This window comes from Streptomyces sp. DSM 110735 (assembly GCF_016482685.1).
In the GTDB taxonomy this organism is placed as follows: domain Bacteria; phylum Actinomycetota; class Actinomycetes; order Streptomycetales; family Streptomycetaceae; genus Streptomyces.
This window is the reverse complement of the sequence record NZ_JACYHF010000004.1, coordinates 239,027-254,100: the sequence shown is the minus strand read 5'-3', so window position 1 is coordinate 254,100 and position 15,074 is coordinate 239,027. Positions and strand designations below refer to the sequence as shown.

At 70.8% G+C, this 15,074-nt stretch carries 18 protein-coding genes and 1 pseudogene; 7 read left to right on the top strand and 12 right to left on the bottom strand.

Annotation, left to right across the window (positions count from 1 at the left end; translation table 11 throughout):
• Positions 1–148 precede the first annotated feature (148 nt).
• Positions 149–1,366 carry a helix-turn-helix transcriptional regulator gene (locus IF655_RS09280; protein WP_199583628.1) on the top strand — a complete coding sequence of 406 codons (1,218 nt, stop codon included), beginning with the start codon at positions 149–151 and terminating at the stop codon, positions 1,364–1,366.
• On the opposite strand, the gene IF655_RS09275 is transcribed toward IF655_RS09280, so the two are convergent.
• The 3 genes from IF655_RS09275 to IF655_RS09265 all read right to left on the bottom strand — a co-directional run bounded on the left by IF655_RS09275 (position 1,338) and on the right by IF655_RS09265 (position 3,485).
• Positions 1,338–2,009 (bottom strand): HAD family hydrolase, encoded by a 672-nt coding sequence (locus IF655_RS09275; protein WP_199583627.1) that lies wholly within the window; start codon positions 2,007–2,009, stop codon positions 1,338–1,340. The two genes, IF655_RS09280 and IF655_RS09275, sit on opposite strands and share 29 nt — an antisense overlap.
• A 114-nt stretch (positions 2,010–2,123) precedes the next feature.
• Positions 2,124–2,459: a hypothetical protein gene (locus tag IF655_RS09270; RefSeq protein ID WP_199583626.1), complete on the bottom strand. Its 336-nt coding sequence runs from the start codon at positions 2,457–2,459 to the stop codon at positions 2,124–2,126.
• A gap of 120 nt (positions 2,460–2,579) precedes the next feature.
• A complete protein-coding gene (locus IF655_RS09265; RefSeq protein ID WP_199583625.1) occupies positions 2,580–3,485 on the bottom strand; it encodes a ketopantoate reductase family protein in 906 nt (301 codons plus the stop codon).
• 130 nt (positions 3,486–3,615) lie between these two features.
• Between IF655_RS09265 and IF655_RS09260 the strand changes: the two genes are divergently transcribed.
• Positions 3,616–3,849 carry a DUF2277 domain-containing protein gene (locus tag IF655_RS09260; RefSeq protein WP_199583624.1) on the top strand — a complete coding sequence of 78 codons (234 nt, stop codon included), beginning with the start codon at positions 3,616–3,618 and terminating at the stop codon, positions 3,847–3,849.
• Positions 3,850–3,885: 36 nt separating this feature from the next.
• Here the strand turns inward: IF655_RS09260 and IF655_RS09255 are convergent, their stop codons facing one another.
• Entirely contained in the window at positions 3,886–4,512 is a 627-nt protein-coding gene (locus tag IF655_RS09255) for a DedA family protein (RefSeq protein WP_199583623.1), read from the bottom strand.
• A gap of 456 nt (positions 4,513–4,968) precedes the next feature.
• Positions 4,969–5,190, bottom strand: a pseudogene (locus IF655_RS31075) (YrhB domain-containing protein); the annotation flags it as partial.
• Positions 5,191–5,375: 185 nt separating this feature from the next.
• Here IF655_RS31075 and IF655_RS09245 point away from each other — a divergent pair.
• On the top strand, positions 5,376–5,912 hold the full coding sequence (locus IF655_RS09245; protein WP_206775608.1) for a superoxide dismutase family protein: 537 nt from the start codon (positions 5,376–5,378) through the stop codon (positions 5,910–5,912).
• 104 nt (positions 5,913–6,016) lie between these two features.
• Here IF655_RS09245 and IF655_RS09240 read toward each other — a convergent pair whose 3' ends face one another.
• Together IF655_RS09240 and IF655_RS09235 are read right to left on the bottom strand one after the other, a co-directional pair.
• Positions 6,017–6,481, bottom strand: coding sequence for a DoxX family protein (locus IF655_RS09240; RefSeq protein ID WP_199583622.1), 465 nt, complete (start codon positions 6,479–6,481; stop codon positions 6,017–6,019).
• A 337-nt stretch (positions 6,482–6,818) separates the two neighbouring features.
• On the bottom strand, positions 6,819–7,463 hold the full coding sequence (locus IF655_RS09235) for an HNH endonuclease family protein (RefSeq protein ID WP_199583793.1): 645 nt from the start codon (positions 7,461–7,463) through the stop codon (positions 6,819–6,821).
• 520 nt (positions 7,464–7,983) lie between these two features.
• Here IF655_RS09235 and IF655_RS09230 point away from each other — a divergent pair.
• Positions 7,984–8,565 carry a TMEM165/GDT1 family protein gene (locus tag IF655_RS09230; RefSeq protein WP_199583621.1) on the top strand — a complete coding sequence of 194 codons (582 nt, stop codon included), beginning with the start codon at positions 7,984–7,986 and terminating at the stop codon, positions 8,563–8,565.
• A 256-nt stretch (positions 8,566–8,821) separates the two neighbouring features.
• A complete protein-coding gene (locus IF655_RS09225; protein WP_199583620.1) occupies positions 8,822–9,490 on the top strand; it encodes an HAD-IA family hydrolase in 669 nt (222 codons plus the stop codon).
• Between the two features lie 214 nt (positions 9,491–9,704).
• Here IF655_RS09225 and IF655_RS09220 read toward each other — a convergent pair whose 3' ends face one another.
• Positions 9,705–10,277: a PIN domain-containing protein gene (locus tag IF655_RS09220; RefSeq protein ID WP_199583619.1), complete on the bottom strand. Its 573-nt coding sequence runs from the start codon at positions 10,275–10,277 to the stop codon at positions 9,705–9,707.
• A gap of 39 nt (positions 10,278–10,316) precedes the next feature.
• A complete protein-coding gene (locus tag IF655_RS09215) occupies positions 10,317–10,766 on the bottom strand; it encodes a helix-turn-helix domain-containing protein (protein ID WP_199583618.1) in 450 nt (149 codons plus the stop codon).
• A gap of 159 nt (positions 10,767–10,925) precedes the next feature.
• Here IF655_RS09215 and IF655_RS09210 point away from each other — a divergent pair, with 159 nt between their 5' ends.
• Positions 10,926–12,965, top strand: coding sequence for an MDR family MFS transporter (locus tag IF655_RS09210; protein ID WP_199583617.1), 2,040 nt, complete (start codon positions 10,926–10,928; stop codon positions 12,963–12,965).
• Here IF655_RS09210 and IF655_RS09205 read toward each other — a convergent pair.
• Positions 12,949–13,470, bottom strand: a complete 522-nt coding sequence (locus IF655_RS09205) for a GNAT family N-acetyltransferase (protein ID WP_199583616.1) — start codon at positions 13,468–13,470, stop codon at positions 12,949–12,951. The two genes, IF655_RS09210 and IF655_RS09205, sit on opposite strands and share 17 nt — an antisense overlap.
• A 41-nt stretch (positions 13,471–13,511) precedes the next feature.
• Positions 13,512–13,919, bottom strand: a complete 408-nt coding sequence (locus IF655_RS09200) for a DUF1992 domain-containing protein (RefSeq protein WP_199583615.1) — start codon at positions 13,917–13,919, stop codon at positions 13,512–13,514.
• A 97-nt stretch (positions 13,920–14,016) separates the two neighbouring features.
• On the opposite strand from IF655_RS09200, the gene IF655_RS09195 reads away from it, so the two are divergent.
• Complete coding sequence (locus tag IF655_RS09195; protein WP_199583614.1) at positions 14,017–14,406, top strand: hypothetical protein; 390 nt, start codon at positions 14,017–14,019, stop codon at positions 14,404–14,406.
• 97 nt (positions 14,407–14,503) lie between these two features.
• Here the strand turns inward: IF655_RS09195 and IF655_RS09190 are convergent, their stop codons facing one another.
• On the bottom strand, positions 14,504–14,911 hold the full coding sequence (locus IF655_RS09190; protein ID WP_199583613.1) for a hypothetical protein: 408 nt from the start codon (positions 14,909–14,911) through the stop codon (positions 14,504–14,506).
• Positions 14,912–15,074: the final 163 nt, after the last annotated feature.

The window sequence follows — 15,074 nt, the reverse complement described above, 5'->3', positions numbered from 1 at the left end:
CCCTTACCCAACGCCGAACCGAGGGCTTACAGAGGTCTTTTATGCGCCTTGAAGCGGACTTTCGGTCCCCCGAACAGGTAGTGACTAGCCATCAAGAGGACCCGGCGGGACACTTACCGCAGTGCTCAGCTCCAGGGAGGTCATCCGAGTGTCCACGCCCCCAGGCAACCCACGACTGAAGGCAGCGCGGATCGCCGCCGGATATCCCGCGCAGCAAAACCTCGCCGACGCGCTCGGTGTCGGAGTCCGGCAGGTACGCCGGTGGGAGTCCGCCACCCCGCCATGGCCTCAGGCAGAACAGGGGCAGGCGCTCGTTCGTCTCCTGGGTCAGGATCTCGAAGCGCTCGGATTCACGCCGTCGGGCGCGGTCCCGGCCCGCCGCACGGTGCTGGCCGCCACAGCCACGGCGGCGGGTCTGGCCGCCGTGCCCTCGCAGGCGGTAGCCGTACAGCCCGCGACGGCCGCCGCCGACTACGAGGCCGTCACCCGCTCCCACCGGCGGCTGTACTGGTCGGTCGCCCCCGCCGCCCTGCACCCGGCCGCCGTCGCGCACGCCACGCTGGGCTGCGCACTGCTACCGGAGACGCACGGGCAGACGCGGGCGCGGGTCGCGGCCGCGCTCGCGGAGACGCTCCTGTTGGCCGGGAGGATCGAGTTCTTCGACATGCGCGAGCCTGACCGCGCCGCGCACACCTTGCTCCGCGCACTCCAGGCCGCCGGCGAAGCCGACGACGCCCTGTTGGGCAGCGCGATCCTGGCGCACACCGCGTTCATCCCGGCCTGGACGGGCGAACGAGACGCGGCCGTCGAGCGGATGACGGCGGCCCGGACTTATGCCCGCCGGGGTCCGGCCTCGCCCGAGCTGTTGGCGTGGCTGGACGCCGTCGAGGCCGAGTGTGAGACCCGTTGCGGGCACACCCGGACGGCGCTGCACCTGATCGGGCACGCGGAGGACGTCTTCGCGCGCGGCGGTGAGTACGAGCCCCCGGAGTGGCTCGACTGGTTCAACCCAATCCGCCTCGCCGCGTTCAAGGGCAACGTCCAGCTCAAGGCCGGACACCTGCCGCAGGCCCGGACCACGCTCCTCCAGGTCCTCGAGGAGCTTGACCCGAGCGAGGAGAAGCAGACCACGGTCATCCTCGGCGACCTGGCCGCCGTTGAGGCTGCGGCCGGGGAGCCCGAGGCCGCGTGCGGGTACGCGGTCCGCGCACTCGAGGTGCTGGAGCGGACCTGGTACGCGACGGGCATGGAGCGGGTGCGGGACGTGCGGCGGGCGCTCGCCCCGCACCAGCACGAGCGGTGCGTCCGCGAACTGGACGACCGGCTGTACGGCTGGGCTACGACGGTGAGTGCTCTCGCTCGTTGAAATCCCTGATCAACGGCGACAGTTCGAGGAGGCTCTCCACCCGGAAGGTCGGCAGCCCCTTCGCGTCCTCGGTGTCCCACTGGATCGTCGCCCACGGGCCGCGCCGTACGAGCGCGGTGTGTATCCTGGCCGCGCGGGCGGGCGCGATGTCGTTGTCGACGCGGTCGCCGACGTAGAGCATCTCGTCGGGCTCGGCGGGGACGACCTCGGCGACGCGGTCGAAGAAGGCGCGGTCGGGCTTCGAGGCGCCCCAGTCGTCGCTCGTGCCGATCAGGTCGACGTTCGGCGTGAACAGCTCGCGCAGGATCTTCCCGGCCCGAGTCGTCTGGTTCCCGGCGATGCCGAGCCACAGGCCGTCAGCGCGGAGGGCAGCAAGCGCGTCGCGGACGTCCGGGTAGAGGTCATCCTCGTCGAAGTGCTCCGGCTTGCCTGCAGCCGCGCGGCGCTCGCGCTCCTCGTAGAGGTCGAAGCCAGGTCGGAACTCCTGGAACACCTCGCGGTAGTCCCGGCCTTGGGCGATGACAGCACCGAACATCGCGGCAAAGGTGTGGCGGGGAACGCCTAGCCAGTCGGCCCAGGTGCCGTACTCGGTGGTCTCGTCCACCAGGCACTCGCCCACGTCGAAGATCACAGCGCGAATCATGGGGGCAGCGTATCCAGCGGTCGTCGTCCGGTGGAGCGGGTTCGCGGGGTGGGGCAGCGTGGGCCCGCACCCCGCACCCCGCACCCCGCACCCCGCGAACCGTCCGCCCGCCCGTCAGGCAGGCGGCTGCTCCTCCGCGTGCTTCAGCTTCGAGCGGGCGTCCACCCGGTCCGCCGCGGTTATCTCGGACCAGAAGCGGTGGCCGCTGACGAACACCGCGAGTTCGTGCTCGCGGCGGCGGAGCTTTTCCACTTCCGCCTGTTCGTCGGGGGTCCAGCCGGGGGAGGCGGGGCGTTCGATCTTGCGCCAGCCGAGGTCGTCGCTGAAGCCGTCCAACGGCTCCACCGACCAGGGGAGCCGCTTGAGCAGGGCCGACAGCTCGGCCCGGACCTGGTGCAGCTCCGCCTGCCCGGCGAGGAGGTCACTGGGGAATTCGGGGGTCGTAGCCACGCGGCAATGGTACGCCTGTTCGAATCCGTACCGCGCGTTCGCACGGCCAGTTCAGTCGAACGAGTGTTCCGGAGGTGGCCGAGTTGACGCCCCGAGTCTCGAAAACCCCGCGCCCCGCCCTCAGTACCCCGCCGCCCGCAACTCCTCCACCACCCGCGTCGCCACCGGCACCGCCACTCCCCGCGCCTCCGCCGCCCGCAGCAGCGCCCCGCCGATCGCGTCCAGCTCCAGCGGTCGTCCCTCCTCCGCGTCCCGCTGCATCGAGGACTTCGTGCCGGGCAGGAAGGCGTCGTAGCGGGCGAGCAGCCGCTCCGCGTCCGTCGGGGCGCCGCACGCCCGACCGACGGCAGCCGTCTCCGCCACCAGCGCCTCCAGTTCCGTACGGTGCCGTTCGAGCACCACGTCCAGCGGGGCGGCGTACCGCGTGGTGAGCAGGGCGAACGGGGCGAGGAAGGCAAGCTTGGTCCAGAGCGTCGCCGTCTCGTCCCCGGTCACCCGGGTCGTCACGCCCGAGGCGGTGAGCGCGGCGGCGAGCGCGTCGAGGCGGTCCCGGGGTGCCGTCGCGCTCGCGAGGTCCACCTCCACGAACGGGCTGCCCTGCTCGATCACCACCGGGTCCGCCGAGACCCGCGTCGATTCCACCCGGATCGCGGCCGGAGCCACCTGGGCGGAGTCGTAGCGGGCGCGCAAGGTCGCCGGGTGCTCGACGCCGTTCAGGAACGGTACGAGCAGGGCGTTGTCCAGCGTCTCCGCCGGGACCCGGGACAGTGCCGCGTCCAGGGCCGTCCGCTTGACGGCGACCAGACACGCCGCCACCGGCTCGCGCAGCTCGGTGTCCGCCTCCACCGGCGCCGTGAACTCCCCGAACTGGTGGCTGCGCACCTGGATTCCGTCCTTGCGCAGCGACTCCGCCGTGTTCTCGCGCGCCAGGCAGATCACCCGGTGTCCGGAACGGGAGAGCAGCGCGGCGAGCAGTCCGCCGACTCCGCCGGGACCGAGTACGGCGATGGTGGGCTTGATCGTCATGAGGTGACTCCTGTCATGGGTCGGCCCCGGGAATCGGTGGCCGCCGCGCAGGATCATGACATGCGGTCGGGGGAGAGGGGGAGTGCCCGTTCGTACGGCGAACCCCGGCTCCCCGCGCCACACTTGACCCATGTGCCGGAGTATCAAGACGCTGCGCCCGCCCGTACTCCCCGGTGACGCCACCGAGGACGACATCCATGCCGCCGCGCTGCAGTACGTACGCAAGATCTCGGGCTTCCGCGCCCCCGCCGCGCACAACCGCGAGGCGTTCGACCGGGCGGTCGCGGCGGTCGCCGAGGCCACCGCCGAACTGCTGGACAGCCTGGAGGTACGGGGGCAGAAGAAGACGGCGGCGCCGGGCTGAGGGCGAGGAGCGGCCCGGAACCGTGTGCTCCCGGTCCTACCCCTCCACCGGCTCCACCGGTCGCCGCCGCATCAGATACGCCGCCCCCGACCCCGCCGCGCACAGCGCCGCCACCGACACCCCCGTCGCCAGCCAGGTCGCGCCGAGCCAGCGGGCGCCGTAGTAGCCGAGGGCGACGCTGTAGCCCGCCCAGGACAGTCCCGCGAGGGCGGACCAGGGGAGGAAGTCGCGGGCGCGGCGATGGGCGGCGCCCGCGCAGAAGGAGACGACCGAGCGGCCCGCCGGGGCGAACCGCGCCAGCACCACCAGCGCGCCGCCGCCCCGCGCGAGCGCCTCACCGAGACGTTCCTGCGCGCTGGTCAGGCGCCGGGAGCGGGCGATGGCGCGGTCCAGGCGCGCGCCGCCGCGCCAGGCCAGGCGGTACGCGACCAGGTCGCCCGCGACCGAGGCGACGGCGGCGCAGATGATCAGTACGACGGTGTCGGGCACGTCATGCGGCACGCTGCCCGCCGCCGCGCCCGTACCGGCGGCCGCCGCCGTGGCCGCCGTGATGACGAGCACTCCGCTGGGCAGCACGGGGACGAACACGTCGAGCAGAACCGACACGGCCACCATGGCGTAGATCCAGGGACCGGCCGCCAGGGACCCCACACTCTCCAGCACCACGACTCCTCGCTCCCCCGACGACAGCCATACAGCGTACGCCTGACGGGGTGACGGATGGTTCACAAGAGGATCAAGTGACAGACACGGCATGTTCACGACGGGGTCACGGAGGCGGGGGTCACTCGGTGAGGGGGCCCGGTCGAATGGTTTTCCACACCGAGCACGACGGGCTCCACAAGGCGCCGGACGGCCACGGCCACGAGACGCGCCGGGGCATCGCCGTCCAGCAGACCCCTCACGTACGCGAGCGTCCCCGGGCGCCAGCACCGGCAGACGCTGCCGCAGGGCCCGTACGGCATGCAGACGTCCGTGCGAGGCGGCGGATGCCCGGATCTCGTCGTGCAGGTCGTCCACCGCGGTGCGCATTGGCAACTCGCGTATCCGGGCGCGGTAGTCGGCCTCCCACTCTCCCGTCCTGGCGGAGACGACACCGATCCGGTGCAGCCCTCCGTCCAGGCGGTCGACCAGATACGGTCCTGTCCCGACCAGCATGTGTTCCGGGTTCCGGGTGCGGACGAACTCCTCGGACTGCCAGAAGACGATCCACACCAGCTCGTGTTCCTCGACCCGGGTCACGACCGTGCGTGTCGAGTCGATGCCGAGGGCCCCTGCATGCCGGTCCTCGCGCTCCAACTGCTCTTCCACGACCCGGATCGCGGCGTCCCGTTCGATCATGCGTGCAGCTTCCCGCAGGGGCTCCGGGTTCGGCTCCTGATTTTCCGGAGCCCGCCGATGACCACCCCGTCACCCGCCCGGCGCGTCCAGCGCGCCGCTCCCGCCGTCGTGTCGTACCAACGGGGAGAGGCCCGCGCGGTGGAGGTGCCGTGGTGGCAGGGCCGGGAAAAGGCGAGGTGGGCGTGATGGTGGGTGCTGGGCTGTGGGCGGGAGCCGTGGCCGTGGTGGTGCTGGCGGCGACGCCTGCCGCCGCCGACGGGTACACCGTCGACGCGGCGGGCCGGTTCGCGCCGCCGACCGCCTTCGTGCCGTCGGCGGCGGTGACGTACGACCAGACGCTCGTCCCGGCGGCCGGCACGATCCGGGTACGCCAGCTCACCGGACCCGGCGCGGCCACGACCGTGGAGCTGAAGGTCGGCGGACTGCGACCCGGCCACACCTACGGGGCGTACGTCCACCGGCGCGCCTGCGGTTCCACCGGCGCTGACGCGGGCGACCGGTACCGCGACGACGCCGAGGCGGGGTCCACCGCCGCCAACGAGGTCTGGCTCGGCTTCAACACCGACTCCCGGGGCGCGGGCGCGGCGAGCGTCCGGCACACCTGGGGCTTCCGGCGCGACGAGGCCGCCTCCGTCGTGATCCAGGACCGCCCCGGCACGGTGGGCGCCCGGCGCGTCGCCTGCTTCACCGTGCCGTTCGGCTGGGTCACCGGGATGTCGTGACGGCGGCGGTCGCTACTGCGCGGTGGGAGTGCCCGGCACTGCGCGTACGCGCGCCCCGGCGGGATCAAGTCCCCGCCGGGGCACGTGCGTTCACAGGCGCGTCGTCACGCCGCGACCGGCGTCTCCTCCGCCGCCGGTTCCGCCGCCGTGGCCGTCGTCGCCGTACGGCTGGGCAGCAGGTCCTCGGCGGCGAAGGCGCCCGAGCCGGTGAAGACCAGGAGGAGGAAGGACCAGCAGAACAGGACGGAGAGTTCGCCGCCGTTCTGGATGGGCCAGAGGGCGTTCTGCTGGTGGACGTCGAAGTAGGCGAACGCCATCGACCCGGAGGCGATCAGCGCGGCGCCCCGGGTGCCGAGCCCGAGCAGGACGAGCGCGCCCGCGACGAGCTGGATGACAGCGGCGTACCAGCCGGGCCAGGTGCCGGCCGGGACCGTTCCGCCGTGGGTGCCGACGGCGCCGCCGAGGACGCCGAACAGCGACGCCGCACCGTGCACGGCGAACAGCAGGCCGACGACGACGCGGAAGAGCCCGAGGGCGTAGGGCTGGGCGGCGTTGAGCCGAGCGGACATGGGGGGTTCTCCTCTTCGGTTACGGCGCGCCCGCGCGCCCGGCGACGCTGCCGGACGGGGGCCGCCGGGCCGGTGACGTGGGGGCGGCGGGTACCGAACGAGGGGAAAGGTTAGGTGAACCTAATTTATGCTTGCAAGTTCAACATCCGGCCATGGTCGCGTTTCGTCATGTGCCTGACACAAGAGGGGGTGGGCGCGGGGTGGGTGTGGGTGCTTCTGGGCGGGAATGGCGACGGCCCGCCCTCGCGGGCAGGCCGTCGGTGTGTCCTGATTCCGTTGTTCGCTCGGCGGTCCGTCCGGGAGTCCGTCCGGGGGTCCGTCCGGTTGCTCGCTCGGGTCAGCAGCCCGAGAGGTAGCTCGTCAGCGCGCTCTTCTCGGCGGAGTCGACCGAGAGGTTGTAGTAGTACTTCACCTGCACCCAGGCGCGGACGTACGTGCAGCGGTACGACGTCAGGGACGGCATCCAGGTCGCCGGGTCCTGGTCGCCCTTGGACTGGTTGACGTTGTCGGTGACCGCGAGGAGCTGTGGACGGGTCACGTCGTTGGCGAACGCCTGGCGCTGCGCGGTCGTCCACTGGCTCGCGCCCGAGTCCCACGCCTCGGCGAGCGGCACCAGGTGGTCGATGTCCACGTCCGAGGCGGCGCTCCAGGTCGCGCCGTCGTACGGCGAGTACCAGCTACCGCTGGTGGCGACGCAGGCGGAGTCGGTGGTCACGTTCGTACCGTCCCGCTTGAGGATGTACTCGCGGGTGTTGCAGGTGCCGCTGATGGTGATCCAGGTCGGGAACAGGTCCCGCTTGTAGCCGGTGCGGTTCTCGGTGGCCACGGTGAGCTGGGAGAGGTAGCTGCGGGCGGTGGCGCCGCTGACCGGCGTCGGCAGGGCGGCGGAGGCGGTGGGGGAGTTGAACAGCGCCGCGGAGGCGATGAGACCGGTGGCAGCCGCGAGCGTGGCCAGCCGTCGACGCGCGTAGAACCGAGGCATACGGGGCATACGGAACATCTGAACTCCCTTGTGGGGTGAGGGTTTTGGGGGTCCGGACAGGGGTGTGGCGGACGTGCGCGAGGGAATGCTCGCGGTGCGGTGTTGCTGTGGGGTGAGCGCTCGGTTAGAAGCTAGTGACGCGTGCATGACAGGACAAGATTGCGTGCGGAACTTTCACGTGTTCCGGGGAGTGGGTGGGCTCTCCGAGGTGAGCGCGACCCGTGCCTCGGCGGGGGCGTTCGAACGCACCGGTGCCAGCCGCTCACGACCGATCGGGTGACGTCACGTACGATGGGGAGCGCAGAAGGGGAGTAGCTCTTCGCCGGACCGTCGACATACTGCTCAGCCAGCCTGAGCCGGCGCCCGGAGGCGGGTCCCTGTGGGACCGCCCAGCGAGACCTTCGGCAAGCAGTGCACGCCTGTGCCCAGTGGCACGGGTGTCTCAGTGCGCTGCCGTGCCGAGGTCTCCCTTGTGAGGTGCAGCCATCTCGGCGGGGCAGCCCCGACCGATTGAGGAACCTTGATCAGCATCACCGTGACGGCGCTCGTCTTCGGCGTCATCTTCCTCGCCGAACTGCCCGACAAGACCGCGCTCGCCGGTCTCGTCCTCGGTGCCCGCTACCGCGCCTCGTACGTCTTCGTCGGCGTCGCCGCCGCTTTCACCCTGCACGTCGTCCTGGCCGTCGCGGCGGGCAGCGTACTGACCCTGCTCCCGCAGCAGATCGTCCACGCCCTCACCGGCGTCCTCTTCCTCGGCGGAGCGGCCGTACTGCTGCTCAAGAAGGACGAGGGCGAGGAAGAGATCAAGAAGCCCGCGGACCAGTCCTTCTGGAAGGTCGCGGGTACCGGCTTCACGCTCATCCTCGTCGCCGAGTTCGGCGACCTCACGCAGATCATGACGGCGAACCTCGCCGCGCGGTACGACGATCCGTTCTCGGTGGGGCTCGGTGCGGTGCTGGGGCTGTGGGCGGTTGCGGGGCTCGGCATCGTCGGCGGCAAGGCGCTGATGAAGCGGGTGCCGCTGCGGTTGATCACGCAGATCGCCGCGCTGTTGATGGTGGGGCTGGGGGTTTGGAGCCTGTACGAGGCGATTGCCGGGTGACCGTGCCCTCCGGGGCTGGGGGAGGCTCCACGGGGGTGCCGCGCGGTCAAGGGCGGCGGGGTTGCCGCCGTATCCGGCTCTCCTGGGCGAACGCGCGGTGAACGCTTCCGTGGGGCGCTGGCGGGATGCGGGTGCCGTTTTGTACCGTGGAGAAACAAAGTGGCTCCCGCCCGCTTCCCCTGACCGGTGGGCGGGGCCGCCTTGTCCCTCTCAGACCCCCTTGCGACCGGGGGTCTCGCGTCTTCTGGAGCTGCCGATGCCGGTCACCGCCACGCCCGTCGTCCTCAACGCCCGCGCCCTCCTGCTCGACATGGACGGCACCCTCGTCAACTCCGACGCCGTCGTCGAGCGCATCTGGCGCCGCTGGGCCGCGGAGCACGGGCTGGACGGCGACGCGACGATGAAGGTCGTCCACGGCCGTCAGGGCCACGCCTCCATGGCACTCCTCCTGCCCGACCGCCCCCACGAGGAGAACCTCGCGGACAACGCCCGCATGCTCGCCGAGGAGACCGCCGACATGAACGGCGTCATCGAGGTCCCCGGCGCCGCCGCGTTCCTCGCCGCCCTGCGCGACCTCCCGCACGCCCTGGTCACCTCCGCCGACGTCCCCCTCTCGACGGCCCGCATGGCCGCCGCCGACCTCCCCCTCCCCGACCTCCGCATCACCGCGGAATCCGTCGGCGCCAGCAAGCCGGACCCCGAGGGCTTCCTCAAGGCCGCCGCCGCCCTGGGCATCGACCCGTCCGACTGCATCGTCTTCGAGGACTCGGGCGCGGGGATCGCGGCGGGGCGCTCCGCTGGGATGCGGGTGGTGGGCATCGGCGAGCGGGCTGGGCAGTATGGGCCGGATGTGGCGGTGCCTGATCTCACGGGGGTGAAGGTCGCCGCGTCGGCGGACGGCGGAATTCGTCTGACGGTGGGCTGACGGCGGCGCTCCTCGTGGAGTCCGGCGCTCGGTGACGCAGCCGGTGACCGCTGCTCCCAGCGAGCGGTCGGAGATCGGACGCATCGGACGAGCCATGAGGATGGAGCACCGCTCTCCTAAAGCGGGTGTGGCCTCGGACTCCTCGCCGGAGGTCGTTTGTGTGAGCGTTCGATTCCCGTCATCCGCTCGTGAACCGCCATCGCGGCATCTGGGTTCAGCGCCCGAGATGCAGATGCCGCGTCAGGAGGTCGGCGAAGCCGGGCAGGCCGGCCTTCGCGAGTCGGGCGATGGCATCAGCGGTCGTGACGGGTGGGTTGCGCTTCTCCGCGGCAAGTCTGATCACCGTGTCCGCCACCTCGTCCGGCAGGTCGCCGTACAGCCCGCACACGTATGAGTCCGGGTCGATCACTCGCACTCCGCGCTCAGCCAGGTCACCCGCAGGGAAGTCGGCAAGGTTCCAGGTGACCAGCGCGGAGGCGCCGGAAGCCACCGCTGCCGCCGCGTGGTGCCGGTCGTCGGGGTCATTGCCCGGCATCTCGTCCACAAGATGCTCGTAGGACGCCGCCGTGATCTCACCGTCGGCGAAGAAGCGTCGCACCGCACGGCCGACCGCGGCAGCCGACTCCGCTGAGCGTCTGCCCTCCCGGACGATGACCCGCTCCCACTCCGCGAGGAGTCGTTCGGACCACACGATCTCGTGGACGGAGTCCTCCGTGAGGGCCAGCATCACGTCCATCACCGAGAACGGAAACAGGACGTTGGTGTCCACGAAGACCCGCGGTGCCACGCTTCCCCCTCTGCTTCGCCGTCGGCGGTGAAGCCGGAATCAACCGGCCGATTCGGTGTCGTCCAGCACGTCGGCGATCTGCCGCCGCCCCTCCCTGCGGCGCTCACGCCGCTGCTGGAACGCCAGCACATCGGCAAGACGCACCACACGGTGACTGCTTCCGGGCAGGTTCGTCGACGGGATGTCGCCGGCGTCAAGCAAGCGGGTGACAAACGGTCGGGACAGGCCCAGAAGCTCAGCGGTCTCAGCAGGCGACAGTTGAACCTCGGAGGCCAGGACGGTGACCGCATGCCCCCGGGACAGTTCGCCGGCGGAGGCGAGGAGGATGCGGACCAGTTCCCGCGGCAGCGTCAGCTCACCGCCATCAGAGGTGCGCACCAAAACCTGAACCTGCTCCGGCACCATTCGGGCAGCCGCGGCGAGTGCGTCCTGATGCGAGGGATTCGGTTCGACCTTCTCGGCGCGGGCAAGGACGCTCGTACGAGCCATGGCCACCCTCCAATCACCGACCCGGACAGAAGCCTATCTGTAATAACTGTAACCGAGGGGGCTTGTGCGGACAACCACACCGCCCCTCAACAGGCCGTAATCGCCCCCACCCTCGACCATGGAAGGTGGGTATCGGAGTCCGGGAGTCCGGGAGGTCGTATGGCCCTGGATACGCACGGGGCGGCGCGGGGCGTGCGGGGTGGGGAGCATGTGGGGGCTGACGTGCTCGTGTCCATCGGGGCGCTGCTGCTGGGGCTGCTGCTGGCGGCGTTGGATCAGACGATCGTGGCGACGGCGTTGCCGACGATCGTCAGTGATCTGGGTGGGCTGGAGCATCTGTCGTGGGTCGTGACCGCGTACCTGCTGGCGTCCACCGCGGCTACACCCCTGTGGGGGAAGCTCGGGGACCAGTACGGGCGCAAGCGGCTGTATCAGGTCGCCATCGTCATCTTTCTCGTCGGGTCCGCGCTGTGCGGCATGGCGCAGAACATGGCGGAGCTGATCGGGTTCCGGGCGTTGCAGGGGCTCGGGGGCGGCGGGCTGATGGTGCTGTCCATGGCGATCGTGGGGGACATCGTGCCGCCGCGGGAGCGGGGGAAGTATCAGGGGCTTTTCGGTGCCGTGTTCGGGGCTACCAGTGTGCTGGGGCCACTGCTCGGGGGGCTGTTCACCGAGCAGCTCACCTGGCGGTGGGTGTTCTACGTCAATCTGCCGCTCGGGATCATCGCGCTCGCCGTGATCGCCGCCGCGCTGCACATCCCGCGCCGTACGTCCAGGCACCGGATCGACTACCTCGGTACGTTCCTCATCGCCGCCGTCGCCACCTGCCTGGTGCTGGTCGCCTCGCTGGGCGGTACGACCTGGCCGTGGGCATCCGGGCAGATCATCGGGCTCGCGGTGCTCGGCGTCGTACTCGCCGTCGCGTTCGTCGGGGTGGAGCGGCGGGCAGCCGAGCCCGTGCTGCCGCTGAAGCTGTTCCGCATCCGGACCTTCAGCCTGTCGGCGGTGATCAGCTTCATCATCGGGTTCGCGATGTTCGGCGCGATGACCTATCTGCCGACGTTCCTCCAGGTCGTGCACGGGATCTCGCCCACCATGTCCGGCGTGCACATGCTGCCGATGGTGATCGGGCTGCTGCTGACCTCGACCATGTCCGGGCAGATCGTCAGCCGGACCGGTCGCTGGAAGATGTTCCCCGTGGCGGGCACCGCCGTCACCGCGATCGGGCTGCTCCTGCTGCACAAGCTGGACGAACACAGCTCGACCGCCGAGATGAGCCTGTACTTCTTCGTCTTCGGGCTCGGTCTCGGGCTTGTCCTCCAGGTCCTCATCCTCATCGTGCAGAACGCGGTCTCCTACGAGGACCTCGGCGTCGCCACCTCCGGCGCCACCTTCTTCCGCTCCATCGGCGCCTCCTTCGGCGTCGCCATCTTCGGCACTGTCTTCTCCAGCCGCCTCGGCGACAAGCTGGCCGACGCCTTCCGGGGCGTACGGCTGCCGCCCGGAGTCTCGCTCGGTGGTCTGGAGGCGGACCCGCGCGGGATCGGCGCGCTGCCCGCCGGGCTGCGACCGCCCGCGCTGCACGCGTTCTCCTCCGCGATCACCGACGTGTTCCTCTACGCCGCGCCGGTCGCGCTGGTCGGCTTCGTCCTGGCGTGGTTCCTCAAGGAGGACCCGCTGCGCGGCTCGGTCACCGCGCCGGACGCCTCCGAGACCATCCCGCCGAACCCGGTCCAACGCTCCTCCTACGACGAGGTGTGCCGGGCGCTGTCCCTGCTCGGCACGCGGGAGGGGCGGCGGGAGGTGTACGAGGACATCACCGCGCGGGCGGGTTACGACCTGCTGCCCGCGGCGAGCTGGCTGCTGCTGCGCATCCGGCGGTACGGGTCGGTGGAGCCGTACGTGCTCGCCGAGCGCAGTCCGGTGCCGCTCCAGACGGTCCTCGCCGCCGAGCGGCAGGTGGAGGAGCGGCGGCTGGTCGAGCGGCAGGGTCTCGACCTCACGCTCACCGACACCGGACGGGTGGCGGCGGAACGGCTCGCCGCCGCGCGGGAGGACTCGCTCTCCGAACTGCTCGGGGACTGGTGGGCGCCGGGGCGGTCCACCGATCTCACCCAGTTGGTCAAGGAGTTGACGACCGAGATGTGCGGGGCGGCGAGCGAGCGCCCGCACAACGGGTCGGTCAAGAGGGTGAGTTGATTCCGTCGGGCGTCAACAGGTCTTTGCTGAACCAGTGTTCCGCGTACACGTCGGTGTTGTGCGGGGCGGTCTCGGTGTAGCCGAGGCGGGCGTACAGGGCGCGTGCCTCGGTCAAGTCACTTCGCGTGTCGAGGATCAGGCGGCTCGCGCCGAGGTCGCGGGCGGCCGACTCGGCTGCGGTGACGAGGAGTTGGGCTCCGCCCCGACCGCGCAGGCGGGGGTGCACGAACACCCGGGTGAGTTCGGCTGTTCGGGGGTCGAGGAGTCGTACGCCCGCCGAGCCCGCGGGTTCGGCGTCGCGGCGGGCGATCAGCAACTGGCCGTTCGGCGGGGTGAGTTCGGCGCCGGAGCGGGCGGCGATCCCGCGATCCAGTTCGGCCGGGTCGGTGCGGTGGCCCTGGTGGAGGAGGTACCAGCGGTCGCTGACCTCGGTGTAGTACGCGCGCCAGAGCGCGGTGGCGGCGGGGGAGTCGTACGGCTCCGGGGCGAGAGTCCAGGTGGTCATGGCGAGCCATGCCAGCGGAGGGCGGACGGTCCCGCAAGCGGTTATCGGGGTGCGCGGCGGCGGTGCCACTCGCGTACGACCTCTTCCACGTCGTACGGCTTCTTGCCGAGCGGCGGTCCGGGCGGCGGGCGGAACATCATGGCGCGGATCTTGACGTTGACGTCCGTGATGATCCGGCGGGCGGTGGCCTCGGAGGGGGCGGCGTACGCCGCCTCCAGCGCGTCCTCGGCTTCCTTGCGCAGCGCGAGGGAAGGGGGCAGGGCGGTCAGACCCTCGCGCGCCATCTTCCGCTTGATCCACCACAGGTCGTCGTAGCCGGAGTCGAGACCGGCGGGGAGGGGTTCCCCGGCGCCCGGGAGGCGGTCGAACTCGCCGCGTCGCTGTGCGGCGGCGATCTGGTGGTCCACCCAGGACTCGAACGGCACACCCGGTGGCTTTCGCTCGGTCATGAGGCCATTGTGCCGGACGCGGCCGGGCCGGGCGTTCTATCATGCGGCGGCGGTGTGCGGCGACCGGCGCACGCACCGGACGTGCAGGGGGAAACGCGTGCTCGAACTCACCATGGCTTCCGTCACCAGGGAGGAAGTGGGCGCCACGGCCGGCATGGTCATGGCGGAGGCGCCGAGCGAGCCGGGTGCGGTGCTGCGGGTGGGGCGGGACGCGGCGGTGTGCCGACTGGTCACCCCGGAGGACTGGCTGTTCGTCTCCCGCGTCCACCTCGAGTTCCTCTGCGGTCCCGACGGCGTCTGGCAGGTCACCTGGCTCCGCGGCTCCCAGCCCGACCCCTCCTCCGAGGTCCGCCTCACCATCGGCGACTACGCCCAGACCCTCCCCTACGGCGGCACCGTCCGCCTCCCCCACGGCACGGGCGGCGAACTGGTCGTCCAGGACCGGACGGCTCCGCGAAGCGTGAACGTGGGTTTTTATCACGAGTGACGCTCCGCGGGCGGCGGCGCCGAAGTGCCGGTATACCAGCCCTACCAGACAGGTGAACTGGACAGGCCAGCCAATTGTCCAAGGGGCCAGGCGACGGTTACTCGTTAAATTCACCGGCGTAGTTGCAGTCCACGCCGGTGAGGGGGTTCTCGAACGGGCCGGTGGGGTACCTTCCCCAGCAGATGACAAAGGTGTAATCACCGGAGTTTCCGATGTTGTAGCCCTTGCTGTCGCAACCGCTGTCGCCGCCGTCGGAAATCGTCATCACCCTCTCGTAGCCGGAAGTGGTGAGGTACGAGTCGTAGAAAACGGCACCGTAGACGCCTTTGCCGTCCGCCTTGTCGTCGCAGATCTTGAAGACGTCTCCGTCGTCGATGAACGTCATGTGGCCGTAGCCAATGTCCACGGTCTTGTCCGCGGCGAAAGCCGGGGTCGCCGTCGCGACAATCATCGCGGCAGCGCCGATGGCCCCTGCCGCACTGCGGGTGAACTTGGTTTTGGGCATTGCCCCCCCATTCATCTGCTGCTTTATCCGCGAGCCGGGTCAAGCCGCCGGCTGTCGGGGGACGTACCCTTCCATGAGCATGCCAATTTTGCAATTCTGTGGTGGAGGCGGTTCGTGAGGTGAGGCCGACGGGTGGCGGGAAACGCCCCCCGCCCTGCCCGCC

Excerpts from the sequence above, each read along its gene's own strand:
- IF655_RS09245 (WP_206775608.1), top strand. The coding sequence starts at position 5,376 with ATGGTGGGTGCTGGGCTGTGGGCGGGAGCCGTGGCCGTGGTGGTGCTG.
- IF655_RS09240 (WP_199583622.1), bottom strand. The coding sequence starts at position 6,481 with ATGTCCGCTCGGCTCAACGCCGCCCAGCCCTACGCCCTCGGGCTCTTC.
- IF655_RS09205 (WP_199583616.1), bottom strand. The coding sequence starts at position 13,470 with ATGACCACCTGGACTCTCGCCCCGGAGCCGTACGACTCCCCCGCCGCC.
- IF655_RS09190 (WP_199583613.1), bottom strand. The coding sequence starts at position 14,911 with ATGCCCAAAACCAAGTTCACCCGCAGTGCGGCAGGGGCCATCGGCGCT.
- IF655_RS09210 (WP_199583617.1), top strand. The coding sequence starts at position 10,926 with ATGGCCCTGGATACGCACGGGGCGGCGCGGGGCGTGCGGGGTGGGGAG.
- IF655_RS09200 (WP_199583615.1), bottom strand. The coding sequence starts at position 13,919 with ATGACCGAGCGAAAGCCACCGGGTGTGCCGTTCGAGTCCTGGGTGGAC.
- IF655_RS09235 (WP_199583793.1), bottom strand. The coding sequence starts at position 7,463 with ATGCCTCGGTTCTACGCGCGTCGACGGCTGGCCACGCTCGCGGCTGCC.
- IF655_RS09215 (WP_199583618.1), bottom strand. The coding sequence starts at position 10,766 with ATGGCTCGTACGAGCGTCCTTGCCCGCGCCGAGAAGGTCGAACCGAAT.
- IF655_RS09225 (WP_199583620.1), top strand. The coding sequence starts at position 8,822 with ATGCCGGTCACCGCCACGCCCGTCGTCCTCAACGCCCGCGCCCTCCTG.
- IF655_RS09265 (WP_199583625.1), bottom strand. The coding sequence starts at position 3,485 with ATGACGATCAAGCCCACCATCGCCGTACTCGGTCCCGGCGGAGTCGGC.
- IF655_RS09260 (WP_199583624.1), top strand. The coding sequence starts at position 3,616 with ATGTGCCGGAGTATCAAGACGCTGCGCCCGCCCGTACTCCCCGGTGAC.
- IF655_RS09275 (WP_199583627.1), bottom strand. The coding sequence starts at position 2,009 with ATGATTCGCGCTGTGATCTTCGACGTGGGCGAGTGCCTGGTGGACGAG.